This window comes from Dawidia cretensis (genome assembly GCF_018598175.1).
GTDB classification, from domain to species: domain Bacteria; phylum Bacteroidota; class Bacteroidia; order Cytophagales; family Cyclobacteriaceae; genus Ohtaekwangia; species Ohtaekwangia cretensis.
Map to the genome: position 1 here is coordinate 54,425 of NZ_JAHESE010000034.1, position 17,225 is coordinate 71,649.

Annotated in this window: 17 protein-coding genes and 1 tRNA gene; 5 read left to right on the forward strand and 13 right to left on the reverse strand. The window is 54.2% G+C overall.

Annotation, left to right across the window (positions count from 1 at the left end):
- Nucleotides 1-6: 6 nt before the first annotated feature.
- The 5 genes from KK062_RS24660 to KK062_RS24680 all read right to left on the reverse strand — a co-directional run bounded on the left by KK062_RS24660 (nucleotide 7) and on the right by KK062_RS24680 (nucleotide 6,440).
- Nucleotides 7-1,581 (reverse strand): alpha-N-arabinofuranosidase, encoded by a 1,575-nt coding sequence (locus tag KK062_RS24660; protein WP_254087040.1) that lies wholly within the window; start codon nucleotides 1,579-1,581, stop codon nucleotides 7-9.
- Nucleotides 1,582-1,713: 132 nt separating this feature from the next.
- On the reverse strand, nucleotides 1,714-2,403 hold the full coding sequence (locus tag KK062_RS24665) for an NUDIX hydrolase (RefSeq protein ID WP_254087041.1): 690 nt from the start codon (nucleotides 2,401-2,403) through the stop codon (nucleotides 1,714-1,716).
- An 83-nt stretch (nucleotides 2,404-2,486) separates the two neighbouring features.
- On the reverse strand, nucleotides 2,487-3,980 hold the full coding sequence (gene araA / locus KK062_RS24670; protein ID WP_254087042.1) for an L-arabinose isomerase: 1,494 nt from the start codon (nucleotides 3,978-3,980) through the stop codon (nucleotides 2,487-2,489).
- 32 nt (nucleotides 3,981-4,012) lie between these two features.
- Nucleotides 4,013-4,714 carry an L-ribulose-5-phosphate 4-epimerase AraD gene (araD, locus tag KK062_RS24675; protein ID WP_254087043.1) on the reverse strand — a complete coding sequence of 234 codons (702 nt, stop codon included), beginning with the start codon at nucleotides 4,712-4,714 and terminating at the stop codon, nucleotides 4,013-4,015.
- Between the two features lie 10 nt (nucleotides 4,715-4,724).
- Nucleotides 4,725-6,440 carry a ribulokinase gene (locus tag KK062_RS24680; protein ID WP_254087044.1) on the reverse strand — a complete coding sequence of 572 codons (1,716 nt, stop codon included), beginning with the start codon at nucleotides 6,438-6,440 and terminating at the stop codon, nucleotides 4,725-4,727.
- Between the two features lie 354 nt (nucleotides 6,441-6,794).
- On the opposite strand from KK062_RS24680, the gene KK062_RS24685 reads away from it, so the two are divergent.
- Both KK062_RS24685 and KK062_RS24690 read left to right on the forward strand, forming a co-directional pair.
- Complete coding sequence (locus tag KK062_RS24685) at nucleotides 6,795-7,622, forward strand: arginase family protein (RefSeq protein ID WP_254087045.1); 828 nt, start codon at nucleotides 6,795-6,797, stop codon at nucleotides 7,620-7,622.
- 1 nt (nucleotide 7,623) lies between these two features.
- Nucleotides 7,624-8,688, forward strand: a complete 1,065-nt coding sequence (locus tag KK062_RS24690; RefSeq protein ID WP_254087046.1) for an FUSC family protein — start codon at nucleotides 7,624-7,626, stop codon at nucleotides 8,686-8,688.
- Between the two features lie 6 nt (nucleotides 8,689-8,694).
- Here the strand turns inward: KK062_RS24690 and KK062_RS24695 are convergent, their stop codons facing one another.
- From KK062_RS24695 to KK062_RS24710, 4 genes are all read right to left on the reverse strand, one after another.
- Nucleotides 8,695-9,258 (reverse strand): hypothetical protein, encoded by a 564-nt coding sequence (locus KK062_RS24695; protein WP_254087047.1) that lies wholly within the window; start codon nucleotides 9,256-9,258, stop codon nucleotides 8,695-8,697.
- A complete protein-coding gene (locus KK062_RS24700) occupies nucleotides 9,255-10,637 on the reverse strand; it encodes a glycosyltransferase family protein (protein ID WP_254087048.1) in 1,383 nt (460 codons plus the stop codon). The genes KK062_RS24695 and KK062_RS24700 overlap by 4 nt, the downstream gene beginning before the upstream one ends.
- 9 nt (nucleotides 10,638-10,646) lie before the next feature.
- Nucleotides 10,647-11,153, reverse strand: a complete 507-nt coding sequence (locus KK062_RS24705) for a hypothetical protein (protein ID WP_254087049.1) — start codon at nucleotides 11,151-11,153, stop codon at nucleotides 10,647-10,649.
- 147 nt (nucleotides 11,154-11,300) lie between these two features.
- Nucleotides 11,301-12,329, reverse strand: coding sequence for an LLM class flavin-dependent oxidoreductase (locus KK062_RS24710; RefSeq protein ID WP_254087050.1), 1,029 nt, complete (start codon nucleotides 12,327-12,329; stop codon nucleotides 11,301-11,303).
- Between the two features lie 231 nt (nucleotides 12,330-12,560).
- Here KK062_RS24710 and KK062_RS24715 point away from each other — a divergent pair, with 231 nt between their 5' ends.
- Together KK062_RS24715 and KK062_RS24720 are read left to right on the forward strand one after the other, a co-directional pair.
- Nucleotides 12,561-13,790 (forward strand): porin, encoded by a 1,230-nt coding sequence (locus KK062_RS24715; RefSeq protein ID WP_254087051.1) that lies wholly within the window; start codon nucleotides 12,561-12,563, stop codon nucleotides 13,788-13,790.
- A gap of 3 nt (nucleotides 13,791-13,793) precedes the next feature.
- Nucleotides 13,794-14,087: a hypothetical protein gene (locus KK062_RS24720; protein ID WP_254087052.1), complete on the forward strand. Its 294-nt coding sequence runs from the start codon at nucleotides 13,794-13,796 to the stop codon at nucleotides 14,085-14,087.
- Here KK062_RS24720 and KK062_RS24725 read toward each other — a convergent pair.
- The 3 genes from KK062_RS24725 to KK062_RS24735 all read right to left on the reverse strand — a co-directional run bounded on the left by KK062_RS24725 (nucleotide 14,047) and on the right by KK062_RS24735 (nucleotide 16,079).
- A complete protein-coding gene (locus KK062_RS24725; protein ID WP_254087053.1) occupies nucleotides 14,047-14,880 on the reverse strand; it encodes an RDD family protein in 834 nt (277 codons plus the stop codon). The genes KK062_RS24720 and KK062_RS24725 overlap by 41 nt on opposite strands.
- A 106-nt stretch (nucleotides 14,881-14,986) precedes the next feature.
- Nucleotides 14,987-15,059: transfer RNA gene (locus KK062_RS24730), tRNA-Gly, on the reverse strand.
- A 96-nt stretch (nucleotides 15,060-15,155) separates the two neighbouring features.
- Entirely contained in the window at nucleotides 15,156-16,079 is a 924-nt protein-coding gene (locus tag KK062_RS24735) for a glycoside hydrolase family 43 protein (RefSeq protein WP_254087054.1), read from the reverse strand.
- Between the two features lie 78 nt (nucleotides 16,080-16,157).
- On the opposite strand from KK062_RS24735, the gene KK062_RS24740 reads away from it, so the two are divergent.
- Nucleotides 16,158-16,367 carry a hypothetical protein gene (locus KK062_RS24740; protein WP_254087055.1) on the forward strand — a complete coding sequence of 70 codons (210 nt, stop codon included), beginning with the start codon at nucleotides 16,158-16,160 and terminating at the stop codon, nucleotides 16,365-16,367.
- Between the two features lie 15 nt (nucleotides 16,368-16,382).
- Here the strand turns inward: KK062_RS24740 and KK062_RS24745 are convergent.
- Nucleotides 16,383-17,225 (reverse strand): leucine-rich repeat domain-containing protein (locus tag KK062_RS24745; protein WP_369075186.1); only part of this gene is annotated, 843 nt, incomplete at its 5' end.

A 17,225-nucleotide genomic window follows, 5' to 3' on the forward strand; every position in this document is an offset into this window, starting at 1 on the left:
TGTTTACTATTTCAATTCCAACACTACGACCGAAAACGGCGGTACCGTCACATTCAACGCTCCGCCTTTCAACTTCGCGGCATTAAACGCCACTGGCTTTATATTCTCCGGTTTATCAAATGTATTATGATCCGTTAGCGTCTTCGCCGTCAACACACGTCCCGACACCGTCTTGTATGTCGTGCCGCCAAACAAATCAACACTAACCTCCTGCGCATTTTTCGCATCGATGTTCACCAACGAGATATGCGTGCGTCCTTGCGCATCGACGGAAGCCGATGCGGATACTGCCGGCAGCTTATCATTACCGAACGCATAATCTTTCGTCTGTAGTGCAAGCGGTAGCAGCTTGGCATCCTGGTGCACTTTGTACATTTCCATGACATGATAGGTGGGCGTCAGGATCATCTTTTCTTCGTCCGTGAGTATCACGGCTTGCAATACGTTGATGGTTTGGGCGAGGTTGGCCATGCGCACGCGGTCGGCGTGGTTGTTGAAGATGTTCAGGGTCATGCCGGCGATCATAGCGTCGCGCATGGTGTTTTGTTGGTATAAGAAGCCAGGGTTGGTGCCTGGCTCGACGTCATACCAGCCGCCCCACTCGTCCACGACCAGGGCTACACGTTTCGCAGGATCGTATTTGTCCATGATCGTGCTGTGTCGCTGCACCAGCTCTTCCATGCGCCAGGCTTGTTTCATCGTTTTGAAGTATTGCTCTTCGCTGAAACCCGTGGCGGGGCCTTTGCTGTTCCATTCTATGACGGAGTAATGGTGCAGGGCCAATCCGCCGAGCATGTGGTGTGGGATATCGCGCATGAGTACTTCCGTCCAGTTATAGTCGGCGCCGTTCGCGCCGGAGGCGATGCGGAACAGTTTGTTGCTGTTGCTCCAGTCTGTCATGAAGGTGGCATACTGGCGGTATATATTGGCATAGTGCTCGGGTTTCATGTTGCCGCCACAGCCCCATGCTTCGTTGCCCACGCCCCAGTAGCTTACCTTCCAGGGGTTTTCGCGACCATTCTCCTTTCGCCATGCCGACATGGGACTAACCCCACCAAAGTTTACATACTGCAGCCACTCCGTAAGCTCCTGCACCGTACCACTGCCGACGTTGGCGGCCAGGTATGGCTCGGTGCCCAGCAGCTCGCACATGTCGAGGAAGTCGTGCGTGCCAAAGCTGTTGTCTTCCGTCACGCCGCCCCACCATACGTTGACGATCTTCGGACGTTTGTCTTTCGCGCCTACGCCGTCCTTCCAATGATAGGTATCGGCAAAGCATCCGCCGGGCCACCGCAGGTTTGGAATATTCAATTGCTTAAGCGCCTCGATGACATCTTTGCGAATCCCCTTTACGTGCGGAACTTTCGTATTGCTTTCGCCGACGTAAAAACCGCCATATATACACCGCCCCAGGTGCTCGGCAAAATGACCATAGATATGTTTGCTGATGGTGGTTTGCGGAGAGCTTGTTTGTATCGAGATTCTATTCGCAGTGCCCTGCGCAAAAACAGAGGCTGCCGCGAAGCATGCCACAAACAGGCATGCAAGTCTTGTCGTAAATGTGTGAAGAAAGGAAAACATGGGTTTGTCTGGTTTTAATTGTACAAATTACAATTTAATATAAACAATCGTCCCTGAATCATATAAACAGGAACGCAAAATATTTTAGTCATTCAGGCCGGCGCTGACGGGTGGGTATACCGGCGGCGGGCGTTATATAAACTTCAGCACGTTTGATTCCAACTTGCGGTATTTGACGGTGTCAAACACATAATAAAAGGCACCTTTCTTCGAAGACTCCCGTTCCTTTTCATCGAGCTTTTTTAAAATGCCCAGCGAAAGCATCTTCTTGGCAAAGTTGCGTTTGTCGAGCTCCGTCTCGTAGATCGCTTCGTACAGGTTCTGCAGCTGCGGCAGGGTAAACTTCTTTGCCAGCAGCTCGAATCCCACCGGATGCGTCGCTACCTTCTGCCGCAGCATGCCCTTTGCTTTCTCTACCATCTTTTTATGGTCGAAGATCAACGCCGGCATTTTGTTGAGCGGGAACCAGTGCGACTCGTGCTCCTGCTCCAGCTGTTTATTATACCCGGCAATGTTGATCAAAGCAAAGTATGCAATCGAGATAACCCGTCCGGCGGTATCCCGGTTTATATCGGTGAACGTATGCAGCTGCTCGACATAAACGTCCTTCATGCCCGTGAGCTGGTGGAGTACGCGTAGCGCGGCCTTGTCGGCATTCTCATCCTCCCCTACAAAACCTCCCATCAGCGACCATTTACCACGTTCCGGCTCGAAACCGCGTTTGATGAGCAACGCCTTTAGCGCACTACCGTCAAACCCAAAGATGATACAGTCGACCGCTACGAGGATCTTCTTGTGATGTTTATAGTTCTGGATGTCCATATCCACGAAGGTACCCTATCCTTCGAACTTTCACCACAATTTTCCATTACCGGTCTGTCAAAATAAATGTGCTGGTCCCGGAGTTAAGGCCGGTAGTACAGCTCATTCCAGCGCAGCTCGTTCCGGAACTGGCGCAGGTCGGTATTTTTGCCAATGAGGGTATACTCTATACCGGCCATGTCGGCAAAGTCCTGCAGGTGCTCGGCTGTGAGGTTTTGGCTATAGCAGGTGTGGTGCGCACCGCCGGCCAGGATCCACGCCGCGCAACCTTCGTGCATTGTCGGGTAGGGCTTCCATAACACCCGGGCTACAGGCAGCCGGGGCAGATCTTGTACAGGCGTGACTGCCTCCACCTCGTTCACCAAAAGCCGGAAGCGATTGCCCATGTCGATAACCGATGCATTGAGGGCCGGACCCGCAGCCGCGTTGAACACCAGGCGTACCGGGTCGGCCTTGCCGCCGATGCCCAGCGGATGAATCTCGCACGAGGGTTTGCCGTCAGCTATAGACGCACAAATTTCCAGCATGTGCGCGCCCAGCACCAGCGGGTTGGTGGGATCAAAATGATAGGTATAGTCTTCCATGAAAGAGTTTCCCCCTGGCAGGCCGCTGCCCATGGTCTTCATGGCGCGCACCAGCGCGGCCGTCTTCCAGTCGCCTTCCGCACCGAAACCATAACCATCGGCCATGATACGTTGTACCGCGAGACCCGGCAGCTGCACCAGGCCGTGCAGGTCTTCGAACGTATCGGTAAAACCCTTGAAGTTTCCGGCCGTCAGGAATTCCCGTAAGCCCAATTCAATCCGGGCGGCTTCTTGCAGCGAACCCTGCTGTGCACCACCCTTACGCAAGGTGTCTGCCACCCGATAGCTCCCTTCGTATTCGTCCACCAGAGAGGCGACGGCCGAATCGGATATGGACCGGATAACCTGTACGAGGTCGCCCATACCATAGCCGTTGACCGAATAGCCGAATTTGATCTCTGCCTCTACCTTATCGCCTTCGGTCACGGCCACCTGGCGCATGTTGTCGCCAAAGCGGCAGAACCGCGCGCCCTGCAGATCGTGCCACCCGGCGGCAGCACGCATCCACACCTGGAGGCGCTCGTGCACGTACGCATCCTGCCAGTGGCCCACGACAACTTTACGCTCGAGGCGCATGCGCGACATGATAAATCCAAACTCACGGTCGCCGTGCGCGCTCTGGTTCAGGTTCATAAAATCCATGTCAATACCCGACCACGGAATGTCGCGGTTAAACTGGGTGTGTAGGTGAAGCAAAGGCTTCTGCAGGATCTTCAATCCACCGATCCACATTTTGGCGGGCGAGAAAGTATGCATCCACGCCACCAGGCCAATGCACGTCGTGTGCCGGTTGGCCTCCTGGCATACCTGGTATATCTCCTCGGGCGTCTTCAGCACCGGCTTATATACCACACGCACGGGAATGGCCGGCGCGGCATCCAGTGTCCGGGCGATCTCCTCGGAGTGGGCCGCCACTTGTTTTAATGTTTCTTCACCATATAAAGACTGGCTTCCCGTTAGAAACCAAACCTCCAGCGTCTTCAGATTCGTCATGATTGTTGTCGTTTGTCTTTACCGTTGTTTTGTTATTGTCCGTAATAGGAATGGGGCCCGTGTTTACGCTCGTAGTGTTTGCGAATGAGCGACTCCTTCAGGCGTACGGCATCGGGGTGTATCTGGCGTGTGAGGTAGGCCATCTGCGCGACCGACTCCAACACCGCGCTGTTGTAGACAGCTTTGCGACAATCTTTGCCCCACGTAAACGGCGCGTGACTTCCTACCAGGATCATTTCCATGTCGTGGTAGCTCAGCTTGCGCTCCGCCAGGCAATGGAGGATCTGGAAGCCTGTTTGATATTCATAATCTCCCGCGATCATCTGGTCGTCCATGGGTGGCGCGCACGGTATGTCGGCCGTGGTGTGGTCGGCATGTGTCGTGCCGAAGATGGGAATGTCTGACAGCGCCTGCGCCCAGGCGGTGGCATAGGTAGAATGTGTATGGACAATGCCGCCGACGTCGGGCCAATGGTTGTATAACACAGCGTGCGTCTTTGTATCAGACGACGGTCGCAACGCACCGTCTACTACATTTCCATCGAAGTCCACGATCACCATCATGGCTGGCGACAACTCGTCGTAGGGCACGCCGCTGGGCTTGATCGCAAACACGCGTTGTTCGTGATCGGCGGCGCTGACGTTCCCAAAGGTGAACAGCACCAGCCCAAGCTTGGGCAACTGCATGTTGGCATCGTAAGCTGCCGCGCGGATCGCATCATATTGTTTTTTCATGGGGTATACGTTAGGCGAGGGCTCCCTGTACAGGTTGTGAATCGGCCTGCGCGGGTTGAACCGACCGTTCGATCATCGCGCCAAAGGCCTGATACTTTTTATACCGCGATTGATAGTAGGCTACGGTCGCCGGTTGCGGCTCGAAGGTGAGGTCGAACCCCTGCCCCATCGCCTGCATGGCCACCTCGGCCCACGGGTGTATACCCGCGACCGTCGCGGCAAACATCGCCGCCCCCAGCGCGCACGTCTGCTCCGAGCGATGGATGCGGATGGATTTGTTCATGACATTGGCCATCACCTGCATGACGTACGGCGCCTTGCGCGCCACGCCCCCCAGGGCGATGATACCTTTTACCGGTATACCTTCGTATTGAAAACGGTCGGCAATGGCCTTCGCGCCAAAACATGTAGCCTCCACCCAGGCCTTGAACAACGCCGGCGCATCGCTGCCCAGGCTTAAGCCCATCAATCCGCCGGTCAGCAGTTGATTTGCATCGGGCGTACGCCGGCCGTTGAGCCAGTCGACGGCCAGTTCGTCGTGCTCGTCCAGCGGAAGCAATCCCGCCTGTGCCGCGAGCGTGGCAATGAGCTTGTCGCCCAGCTCGGTCTTTAGTTGCCGGGCTATTTCCGGAGGCACCAGCGAAGAGCTTTCCAGCAAGGTTTCCACCGGCCACAGCAGTAATTTTTTATACCAGGCATATACATCGCCAAAGGCCGACTGTCCGGCCTCTAATCCGATCATGCCCGGCAGTATGGATCCATCCACCTGGCCGCAGATACCGCTGATCAGTTTGTTCTCCATATCCTGTTGGGGAATCACCATCATATCGCAGGTAGACGTACCCATGACCTTGCTGAGATAATATGGTTCGATCTGGCCGCCCACCGCGCCCATGTGACAGTCGAATGCGCCGATCCCCACGACAACATCCGTCGACAACCCCAGCCGCGCTACCCACGCGGGGCTCAAATGGCCGGCCGCCTGTGCGGAAGTATAGGTATCGCGCCCCAGTGTCTGTACATATCCTTTCAACAGCGGGTCGAGTGACGTAAAAAAGTCATCGGGCGGATAACCGCCGAACGCGGCGGACCACAAGCCTTTGTGCCCGGCGGCGCAGACACCACGTTTTATAGCGTCGGCGTGTTGACCGCCTGTTAGCAGGAACGGTACCCAGTCACAGTGTTCCACCCAGGTATGGCACGCCTTGCGCACCGCGGTGTCTGCACGCAAGGTGCGCAGCAGCTTGGCCCAGTACCATTCCGACGAGTATATGCCGCCGACGTATTGTAAATAGTTACCGCCAAATGCCTGCGCATGCGCATTCATCTCGGCGGCCTCACCGACGGATGTATGGTCTTTCCACAAGAGGAACATGGCATGCGGATTCTCCTCAAAGCCGGCGGTCAGCGCCAGCGGCGTGCCGGTGCGGTCGACTGCAACGGGTGTCGACCCCGTGGTGTCTATGCTGATGCCTTTGACATAAGCCGGCGCATTACCACCCGCTTGCGCCAGGCACGCGCGGACCGTATACTCAAGCCCTTCGATGTAATCTTTCGGGTGCTGCCGGAACTGGTTCGTCGCCGGATCGCAATACAGGCCGTCGCGCCAGCGCGGATAATAAAACACGCTCGTCGCGAGCTCCTCTCCGTTGGCGGCGTTTACCAGCATGGAACGTACGGAGTCCGTTCCAAAGTCAATTCCGATCACAAATGAATCACGTGCCATAGTGGTTATATCATTATACTATTTATTGTACTAAATACAATTAATAAAACACAAGATTCGATGACACCTTTTCTGCACCATCCCATCGTTACCTGTTTGTTTTCGTACCGAAGTACATCTTCCAGCTGTCGGCTCCTGCCATTTCACCCGCTAACAGTAGGCGGCTACAGAACTATTACTTATATTATTAAACGTAACGTTTACAATTAATAAAACAAAATTCTACTTTAGAATTTTTCCATCAAAACCATTCATCATATTTCTTACCGACCGGAGAAATGGCCGCGCCAACCCATGTACGGTAAGCTGACAGAACGGCTTTTATGCCCTTTTGCATTTTTGTACCTTTGTTTTATGAAAACATGCCTTCTTTCCGTACCGTATGACAGTGGTCACCACCGTAAACGTCTGGCCGCAGGGCCGCCCATCCTGATCGATGCCGTTGCACAACAGTTGCCGGCATGGGGGCATAGCGCCCGGAAGGCCGAGGTCTTTGTCGACGCGCCGTTCCCTACCGAGGTCACCACGAGCTTTGCCGTGGCCCATGCCGTGGCGGAACAAGTGGCCGAAGCCAAACGACAGGGGGAGTTTCCCATCGTGTTCACCGGAAATTGTAACGCCGCCGCACTGGGCACACTCAGTGGCCTGCAGGAAGACCTGGGCGTGATCTGGTTTGACTGCCACGGCGACTTCAACACGCCCGAAACCACCATCGGTGGCTATCTCGACGGCATGGCACTGTCCATTGTCGCCGGACAATGCTGGACACAGCTGGCCGAATCGATTCCCGGCTATGCCCCCGTGGCAGAAGACAAGATCATCCTGGCCGGCGCCCGCGACGTCGACGCCCTGGAGGCTCATCGGCTGGCAACCTCTGCCGTACGGCTGATTACCCCCGCGACCCTCGCCCAACCCGAGAACGCGTTTGACGATTTTACACTTCCCGTGCACGCAGTATACCTGCATCTTGACCTGGATGTGCTCGATCCCGACTATGCCCAGGTCAATGAATACAGTGCGCCGGGAGGCTTGTCGCCGGAAACCTTGTACCATGCCATCGACAGCATCCGCCGCCGTTATACCATTGCCGGTGTAGGCATCACCGCCTACGATCCTTCCCTTGATCCCAATACTCGCATACCCGAAGTCGCGGTGGAGGTGATCAAACGAATTGTTTCGTGATATGAAGCTATTCCGGGAGCTGGTTGAATTTAAGAAAACCGATCGTACGTGGCATTTGCCCGTGCTGGCCGGCCTATGTGTAGGCATACCGGTATTAACCGGCTATTATACCGGCCACCTCGTGGACGGCAAGCTGGCGTCGATGGCGGGGCTGGTGATCTTATACCTGCAAGTTCAACAACAAATGGCCAACCAGTTGATAAAGCTTATGGCCTGCTCCTTTGGACTGATGGTGTCGTTTACGATTGGCGCCATGGCCAGCTTCCATCCGCTGTGGTCGTGTCTCATCCTCGGTATATATGCCTTCACCGTACACCTGGCGCTGTTCTATCTCAAGATGAACAAGCCACCCGGCAACTTCTTTTTTATCATGATCGCGTCGGTGGCGGTATGCCTGCCACACGACCTGGCCATCGTGCCGCACCGCATTGGTCTGGTGGGTATCGGTACGATGACCTCCTGCCTCCTGGCATTCTTGTTTTTCCTGTTGATGAACCGACGCAAGCCGGCGGCCTCCGAAACCATTACGGTGGCGAAGAGCCGGTATGTTAACCTCATCGAATCTGTAACGTTCGGTTTCTTTGTCGGCGCCGCGTTGCTCGCCGGCCGCCTCTTAAAACTTGACAACCCGTATTGGATCCCTACCTCCTGCGCCGCCGTCATGCAGGGTGTCAGCGTCAAACACATCTGGCAACGTAGCGTACAACGTATTCTGGGAACCTTTGTCGGACTTGTGTTAACATGGACTATCCTCTTGTTCCATCCGCCGGTGCCGGTACTGTGTCTGAGCATTGTCTTGTTGCAGATTATTGTAGAGATCCTGGTGGTACGCAACTATGGGCTAGCCGTCATTCTCATCACCGTGCTCACCATCTTCCTGGCAGAATCAGGTGCTGCATTGACGAGTGATCCGAATAAATTACTCACCACGCGGTTCATCGACATCTTCCTGGGCAGCGCCATGGGCTCACTGGGGGGATGGATACTCTACAATGAAAAACTGCAGTTCGCCGCAACGAGGCAACTACGAAAAACAAAGGTGATCTTTTCGAAGCTAAAAGAATAGGCGTTGTCAGGGCGCTGTATAATGGTCAATGACCACATTATAAACGACCAGTTCGGCGTAGCCTGCCGCGACATTGTTGGATAAGAACGCAAAATTGAACTTGGCGACATCGCTCAGGTCGAGTGGTTTCAGGCCACCGGTAAACTGTGTAAAGGGCACTGTCACGGTTGTGCGCTGAGCCGACGCCGGCAACTCGATATGATTCTGAATTCCACCATGCACCCCCGTCTGACGCAACTGTACAAGGAACGCCTGGTTCGCTTTGTATGTAATCCGTATAGTTCTACTGCCGGAAAGATCGACACCGGGCGCCTCCACATCCGGCGGCGTGTTCGCCAGCGGGAACGATACTTCTCCATATTCCCGTACATTGAACTTGACCTGCATCCAGGTGGAATCGCCCCGCTGGACCAATGCATTTGTACCCGTGGCCGGGATGCGCTGTACGGTTTGAGCATCGTGACCCGTTTGCCATGTTGTAAACCCGCCAACCGATGCCGACGGGTGAGACAACCGCTTCGGACCGACGCAGGCTGTCAGCAACAACAGTATACCAGCGATATTTCTCATTCTACGACAGGGGATTTGTCAGTCGCCAGCCACCGTTCGATAAATTCAAACATCGTACGGCTCCACATGCTGGTCGCACAATATAACAACATCAACGGGATAAAGTTAAACAGCCCCCGGCGGTATGCATCGCCAATCCAATCCGTGGAGTCCGGCATAAAGTCCGTATCCAGCTGATAAAATACCAGCAAATAAAGCAGCCACGCGACCACGATGATACCCAGTAAGGGCAGTGTCTGCCGTTGTTTCCCGAGGTAGGGTATATTCAGGAACACGATCGCCACGAACAAATACATCACGACACCATAATACGACCCATGAAAGGTCACTTCCAGCACCTGGCTCCACATGCGGGAGAGCTTGCCGGCATCCCAGGTGAGGATGAAGTCCATGGGCTGATCGCCCGTTACCTGCAACACGTTGTGCAGATAGGCTTGCCAACTACCCCAGAAGGCCAGGCAGGCGGCACCAAAGATCAGGACCGGCCACACGCGTTTTTGCCGGATGCTCCACCACAACACCACCATCCCTGCCACGGCGGCAAACACAATCGCCTCCGGGCGCGTCCACAAGGCCAGCATAATCAACACGCCCCCTATGCGCAGATCCGCGCGAGACGAAGTGTCGACCGCACGCCATAACGCCAGCAGGCCGACAGCACAATAGTATGCGCAGATAGGATTGGACGACGACAGCGAAGCAAAGTTGAACAGCTCGGGCACAGTCACGAACAAAACGGTATAAAAAGCCGCGCCCAGATGTGTCGTGACCCGCGCCAGGAAGGCATATAAGGAGACCGTCAGCGACGCATAGAATATCACTACGATGACGTGGGAGGTCTCGAAACCCAACAGGTACGCAAAAGCAAAGTTAAGCGCCACCAGTGGCGGGTACAGGCTTCGAAGACTATAAAGCGGATGTTGCGGATCAAAGATCGCGTTGTGTAAGGTCCCCTCCTGCGCCACGGCCTTTGCCACAAAGTCAAATCCGTAAATACTGTCGTAAATATATACGGGCCAGAACAACGCCCGCGCGGTGACAACATATACCAGGAACACCGCGATGCCCACCAGAAATATCCACGCGAGGTTTACCGGAAAAGGCTTTTCCAATAAGCTCTTTAGCTGTACACCGGGTCGATACCGTCGCAGGATATATACCCCCAGCACAATTGTCAGCACGAGCTCAATTGCCAGCACCAGGGCAACGTGCCGCAGGGATACGCCACACAGGTCCAGCACAAACATCAGCAGGGCATTGGTCCCCAAGCCAACGGGCCAGGCGTACCCCACTTTCTCCCCTACAGGAAGTTGGTAGGCTAGCAGATTAATGATGGCGACGCCAAACAGGAACGTGATAAGCAATCCCGCTATTTCCATAACAACGGGTTAAAAGGGCATAACATCATACGGATATTTTTTGTCTACGGGATATGCAAGCTTGTCGTATCCCCAGTAGTGGACGATCGCTACATGGGTGGGACGAAGGCGTGACGGCTCGGCTTCAAGATCGTCGCTATAGACCAATCGGCGTGGGTAGACAAAATAACTGGCCCATCCGCGGTTGGTAATCCAATAGTCAATAAACGCATGCTCATCGTCGGGCCTGCGAAAGACACTGTCCGGTGGCATCAGGATCACCGCGGTCTCAGGCGTCCGTGACCGCAGCAATTGCAGGTAGGTGAAATTATAGCCCAGTTTTACCGCCCGGCGATCGTCGTAGCTCAGGTCTTCATACTGTTGTTGGGCCACCCGTTCTTGCAAGAGCTTATTAAAAAGCAAATCATAACCGGTATTGGTTTTTACCAGGAGCACGATGACCAACAACACCCCCGCCAATACCACGAGGTTTTTAACGATATAACGCACCGACGGTGTACTTCTCAATTTTTTCATAACGGAGGTTTGCCGCGAGAGGCAAACGCAAATGTAGGCAAACACGTCGTCATTTCCACAACACCAGTCGCCGTGGATATACCGGCATGCCGCGGTAGGGCACTGTGGGGTTACCAGGAACGATACCAAGAGCCCCCAGCGCACCCGTTATGACTGACTCTCCGGCGGCGTCAGTCCAAAGGCTTCGGCCAGCAACGTAAACGATCGCAGCCGGTCTTGCTGCGCGTAGGTCATTGTCGAGACGATGATCTCGTCTATACCGTAGGCATCGGCCAGCGCTGTGAGTTGTTGCTTTACCTGTCCGGGCGTACCCGATACGATGCGCCCCCGATTGTGCTCGAGGCGCAGCTGTTCCTCCGCTGAAAACTGGTAGTTGGCAATCGCTTCATAGGGACCGATGGGCTCAAAGCGTCCACGTTCAAACATCAGCAAGGTATAGTCACTCAACTTGCGGAGCTGGTTGGCCTTCTCCTCGGTGTCGGCACAAAATACCGTGATGCCCAGCATCGCCTGAGGCTCGGGAAACTGATCGGACGGACGAAACTGTTTACGGTATTGCTCGGTCAGCTCGGGTCCGGCATGGCCATTGATAAACCGGGCAATCACCAACCCCAGTCCCAGCTGGGCGGCCAGCGTACTACTTCCGCCGGCGCTGCTACTCAGGACCCATTGCTGCGGTATACCCGGGCTCTGCGGCACGGCCAGCAATCGACCGTACTCGGTGCCCGCTTCGTCGCGAAAGTAAGCATACAGGTGCTCGAGCTGCTCGCGATAGTCCTCTTCGCGAAATCTGTTGGAAGGATTTAACAAGGACGACGTAATGCGATCACCACCGGGCGCGCGCCCCGTACCCAGGTCGATGCGACCGGGGAAAAGCGTTTCCAGCATGCGAAAGTTCTCCGCCACTTTCAACGCGCTGTGGTTCGGCAACATGATACCGCCGGAGCCAATGCGGATCGTGCGGGTCTCGTCCGCCAGCTTGACCATCAATACCTCCGGCGTCGAGCCGGCAATCATGGTGGAGTTGTGATGTTCGGACACCCAAAACCGGTGGTAGCCCAATTGCTCGGCCAACCTGACCGTCTCAATCGTCTCGGCAATAGCCTGTGTTGCCGTTCCACCCTGGCGCACAATAGACTGATCTAAGATGCTAAGCCGTAAAGATCGTGCTGCCATGGCTTACTGTGCAATTAGCGTTACATACTTGAAAAACAGCGAATTATCGGAAATTGAACGGTTCATAATAGAAATTTGATACTGTCGGATAGAAAGGAACACAACCGAACGTCCCATCGCTTAGTTCCTATGTTAACTAAATGTTACGTTATTTATCATTCAGTTAAGTTATCTATATGTTATCGGTTTGTTACCAGGGCTGTGGTTCTTTTGCATTCAAATTACACCACCATGCCGCGAACCTCGTCTGTCCGCCACCTTCTCACCTTTGTTTTCTTCGCGTGGATATTACCTGTGGGCGACATCGAAGCACAGGACGCTGACTCGGCTAGAACGCGTAAGGCAAAGCCAATCGAATGGTTTAGGAAAATCAGTCTACGCGGCTATGCACAAATACGCTATAACAAACTGCTGGAAACAAACCCCGACCTGGGTTGTGAGCAGTGTGACAAATCGTGGGGTGGTGACAATGGCTTCTTCTTCCGTCGCATTCGCCTGATCGTATTCGGGCAGGTGCATGAACGGGTATATGTATATATTCAACCCGACTTTGCTTCGTCGGCTTCGTCCAGTGCCATGAACTTTGCCCAGATCCGCGATGCTTACTTCGACGTGGGGCTTGACAAAGACAACCAATGGCGCCTGCGCTTTGGCCAAAGCAAAGTGCCCTACGGTTTTGAGAACCTGCAGTCCAGCCAAAATCGCATTCCCCTCGACCGCAACGATGGTATCAACAGCGCGCTCAGCAACGAGCGGGATATTGGTGTATTTGTCTACTGGGCGCCTAAAAAGATCCGTGAGCGTTTTTCATACCTGGTGAGTTCCGGAGTGAAAGGCTCCGGCGACTATGGCGTTGTCGGATTCGGCATGTTCAACGGTCAGACTGCCAACCGCAACGAAGGCAACGACCAACCCCACGTAGTGGCACGTGTGTCCTACCCATTCCGGTTTGGTGAGCAATATATCGAGCCGGGTCTACAGGCCTACCGGGGCAAAGCCGTCGTAGGCTCTGTATCCGAAGACGTGGCCGGCATCAATCCCGACTTCGAATACCTTGACCAGCGTGTAGCCGCGTCGCTGGTGGTCTATCCGCAGCCCTTCGGCCTCATGGCCGAATACAACGTAGGAACCGGTCCGGAGTACGATCCTGCCACCAACTCCATCCAATCAAAAGACCTGAAGGGCGGGTATGTCATGGCGTCTTACATGGCACGCCTGCAAGAGCACGTATTCATTCCCTTTGTACGTCACCATTACTATAACGGTGGCAAAAAGCACGAGCTCGACGCGCGTAGCTACCGTGTGAATGAATGGGAGATCGGCGCCGAATGGCAGCCGTTCAAGGCTTTTGAAGTCGTCGCCATGTATACCGTTTCCAGCCGGCGATATGTAGACGCAGCACGTCCCACTAATTTCCAAGAAGGAAGCCTGGTACGATTACAATTTCAGGTAAATTTGTAGCGCATGAGCATCCTCTTCAAGCGCTATAAAAGAATTTTCCGCCGCAATCTCCAGCCGGTGTTTGCCGTGCTGGTCGCTAAACGCGATGGCATCCCCGCGGGGTTGTGGGAAGAAGAGGTAAAACACACCCTGGCCCGCGTGGGCGAAAACCCCGTGGAATACCTCGGCCAGGATCTGCCGCAGCAGTCCCTCCTGCTCACCATTCTGGAAGAGATTGAATACGAGTTCTTAAAAGAAATGCGCAGCTCGCGCCATGTCACCCGGTCGTTACAAGCCCTCCCGCCCACGGATGCCTGATTACCTTCGTCTTCGAAAGCTTATCGTGCCAACCCTCATTGTATAAGCAAGACAGTGGCTCGAAGGGGATCAACCGCGCCAACGTCCGCAGGATGATCGTACCCTCCGGAGGCACGGTACCATTCTCCATGCACACGCGCGTATTCAACAGCAGTTTGCCGGGCGTAAAAAGGAACAGGTGTTCAAATACAGCATAGTAGAGCACATACGACAGCAATGCCACGGCCCATCCATACGGCAGCAGACTCAGGTTGTAGGGACCATCATGCACCAGGGTCTGAATAATTACCAGGTCTACCACATAGCCGTAAAAACGCACGACAGGCGTTGCCACAAAGGCCCCACCGGACACAGATTGCCCGTCCCAGGCGCGCTGAAACATGCGTAAAACACAATAACTTATACCTATCATCAGCGATGGAGGTAAAAGAAGCTGGAGGTCATGCGCTGTCCTTTCGGGTAATAATACGAAGTTAAAAATACCCACCAGCAAACGGGTACCCTGGTTTGTAAACATCAGCGCGCACAAAAACGCCAGCATCTTCAACGCTCTTCCGGTGATAACAAAGATCAGCGCGCATATACAGAGCAGCAGCGTCGCCAGCAACGTCGGGTATTCCGACAGCTTATCGAGCTTAAATTGGATAGGAATGCCCCACATAAGAATATAATCCGCAAAAGGATCATTATTGAGCTGTAGACCGGGCTCATACATCACCCTATAAAAAATCGACAGTATACTCAGACTACCGACAGCCAATACGCTCAGCCCCAACCAGGTTTTGAAATTCATGATCCACGAGTTTCCTACAATATACAGGATTACAAATCGGCCGTGAAGAAAATGCAAGATTTTGAAAGGACACCTGGCAGTGCTATGCCTGATAAAAAAGAAAAAGAGCGGGAAACGGGTCTCGAACCCGCGACCTGCAGCTTGGGAAGCTGCCGCTCTACCAACTGAGCTACTCCCGCGTGATTTCACCAACGAAATGATTGTTTAAAGATAACAAGGGCAACCACAACTGCAATACATCATCCTGTTTAAATTGAATACCGATGTACAGACCTTTATACACCCTCGGAGGTCATGACGACCCGGCGGATCGTGTCGTCCGGATTAAAGTAAATATAGTCGAGGCATACCGAACGATGGTGGCTTCCACCGCCAGGCAGCGCGCCATTGTGATAAATAAAATACGACCGCCCCTGGTAGTCGATAATAAAACCCGAGTTAGTTTGACAGTTACCCGCTATCTCGTTGAGTATACCACAAAACTCCCAGGGATCCTCCAGGTCGCGGCTCCGGCCATAGACGATCTTTTCCGGCATGCCCGATCCGTACGAGAGATAATACCATCCACGCCGTTTATACAGCCGTGAGCCCTCCTGGAAACCGGGCAAGTCCAGTTTCTGGATCGGACCATCCAGCTCGGTCATATTCTCGTTTAATCGCGCATAATACGCTTGACCGTTTCCCCAGAAAAGATACGCTTGTCCCCGGTCGTCGATGATCACGGCAGGATCCAAATTGTTCATGCTTCCGGGCGGCGCGTCGATCATCGCGTTGGTGATCAATGCCGTTCCGCGCGCGTCGCGAAAAGGCCCCCACGGCACGTCGGCTACCGCTACACCAATCGCCTTACCGGCAATGGTAGCATGGGTAACGGCAGTATACCAATAGAATTTTCCATGCCGGGCGATCACCTGCGAGCCAAAGGCATCGCCTTGTGCCCACGAAAAGTCTAGTGCCCGGAGCGGCGAGCCATGTGATTGCCAGGTGCGCATGTCGGACGATGAGAAGCACAACCACTCACGCATAATGTAGGCTTGTTGATCCGGTTGCGCCTCGTCGTGCCCTGTAAACAGATACACCCGCCCATCATACACCACCGCCGACGGGTCGGCTGTATATACATGCCGGATAATCGGATTCCCTTCTGCATGGGCGGTGCCTGGCATAGCCGCATGCGGTTGTTCAGTTGTGCGGATCATACACCTATCGCTAAAAATTGATGCCCGTCGCAAATTGCAGGCATCATTTTTTGCCTTCGCACCCAAACATCAATCATTATGGATGCTAAAGGATATGATCTGAAAAAGAAAGAGTTCGAAGTAGGATTCTTTAAAGAAGGCAAAGGCTGGGCTGCCGCTTTCAACGACTTTAAGTCAACACATGAAAGCCCCACGGGTTTTGGCAATACGCCCGAAGAGGCCTTTGCCGACCTGATGCGAGAAAAGCAAAAAGAGCATTATATCGAAGAAGTAAAAAGCGGCCACTAAAAAGCGGCCGCCCTATTATCGATAGTACATTACCTGGCAGTCCGGATGAGTCTTTTGGAAACTCTCTACCTGCTTGGCTGATATTTTTGTGTTGTAACACTTCAGCGTCTTCATGGGCAGCTCTTGCAACGGGTCGATCTTTTTGACCTCCGTGTTCGAGCAATCCAGGAACTCGAGCGACCGCAGTGCTTCCAACGCCGTCAGCGTCTTGATCTGCGTGCCGGCACAATTCACTTTTTTGAGGTTTTGCAGGTTGCCGAGTGGCTTCAGGTCTTCTGTCGGGGTATTGGAAATATCCAGGTCTTCCAGGTTTGTCAGCTGTGCTAACGGATCGAGCTTGCGCAGCGGGCTGTGTGTGAGGTGCAACGACGTCAACGTCTTCACCTTCGTCAGTGGGGTGATGTCGGTAATCGCCGTGCCCGCAAAACGCAATTCCGAAAGCCGGATAAAGACCTGTAGCGGCGTGAGATCACTAACGCGTGTCTCGCCGGCATGTACTGTCTTCAGCTCGATCAATCGGTGCAGATCCTCGCGGGTCGGCTGCGCCTGCATGCGCAGCTGAGTGGTAAAGATCTCTTTCCAATCGTCGGTTACACCGTTCCACCACGCTTGCAGCGAATCGGTCTGATAGACCACCAGGCACTCCGCGTGCTGACGCAAAAGCTGACGTGCCTGCTCGTCGGTAATCGCGGTCTTGTCGGCATATACCTTGCGCAGGCTTCCGGCCGACGCCAGCGGCTCAAGCGTTTGTATTTTGCTACCGTCCGCCAGCAATGTGGCCAGCTTCTTAAAGCGTCCCGCCACGGCCAGGTCGTCCACGGGCGTATCGCGAATGTCGAGCGTGTGAATCTCCTGGTG

What these genes read in the sequence shown, in the direction of transcription:
- KK062_RS24725 (WP_254087053.1), bottom strand. Translation starts at nt 14,880, where the DNA reads ATGAATTTCAAAACCTGGTTGGGGCTGAGCGTATTGGCTGTCGGTAGT.
- KK062_RS24735 (WP_254087054.1), bottom strand. Translation starts at nt 16,079, where the DNA reads ATGATCCGCACAACTGAACAACCGCATGCGGCTATGCCAGGCACCGCC.
- KK062_RS24710 (WP_254087050.1), bottom strand. Translation starts at nt 12,329, where the DNA reads ATGGCAGCACGATCTTTACGGCTTAGCATCTTAGATCAGTCTATTGTG.
- KK062_RS24660 (WP_254087040.1), bottom strand. Translation starts at nt 1,581, where the DNA reads ATGTTTTCCTTTCTTCACACATTTACGACAAGACTTGCATGCCTGTTT.
- KK062_RS24685 (WP_254087045.1), top strand. Translation starts at nt 6,795, where the DNA reads ATGAAAACATGCCTTCTTTCCGTACCGTATGACAGTGGTCACCACCGT.
- KK062_RS24740 (WP_254087055.1), top strand. Translation starts at nt 16,158, where the DNA reads ATGGATGCTAAAGGATATGATCTGAAAAAGAAAGAGTTCGAAGTAGGA.
- KK062_RS24715 (WP_254087051.1), top strand. Translation starts at nt 12,561, where the DNA reads ATGCCGCGAACCTCGTCTGTCCGCCACCTTCTCACCTTTGTTTTCTTC.
- araD (WP_254087043.1), bottom strand. Translation starts at nt 4,714, where the DNA reads ATGAAAAAACAATATGATGCGATCCGCGCGGCAGCTTACGATGCCAAC.
- KK062_RS24695 (WP_254087047.1), bottom strand. Translation starts at nt 9,258, where the DNA reads ATGAGAAATATCGCTGGTATACTGTTGTTGCTGACAGCCTGCGTCGGT.
- KK062_RS24680 (WP_254087044.1), bottom strand. Translation starts at nt 6,440, where the DNA reads ATGGCACGTGATTCATTTGTGATCGGAATTGACTTTGGAACGGACTCC.
- KK062_RS24700 (WP_254087048.1), bottom strand. Translation starts at nt 10,637, where the DNA reads ATGGAAATAGCGGGATTGCTTATCACGTTCCTGTTTGGCGTCGCCATC.
- araA (WP_254087042.1), bottom strand. Translation starts at nt 3,980, where the DNA reads ATGACGAATCTGAAGACGCTGGAGGTTTGGTTTCTAACGGGAAGCCAG.
- KK062_RS24690 (WP_254087046.1), top strand. Translation starts at nt 7,624, where the DNA reads ATGAAGCTATTCCGGGAGCTGGTTGAATTTAAGAAAACCGATCGTACG.
- KK062_RS24705 (WP_254087049.1), bottom strand. Translation starts at nt 11,153, where the DNA reads ATGAAAAAATTGAGAAGTACACCGTCGGTGCGTTATATCGTTAAAAAC.
- KK062_RS24665 (WP_254087041.1), bottom strand. Translation starts at nt 2,403, where the DNA reads ATGGACATCCAGAACTATAAACATCACAAGAAGATCCTCGTAGCGGTC.
- KK062_RS24720 (WP_254087052.1), top strand. Translation starts at nt 13,794, where the DNA reads ATGAGCATCCTCTTCAAGCGCTATAAAAGAATTTTCCGCCGCAATCTC.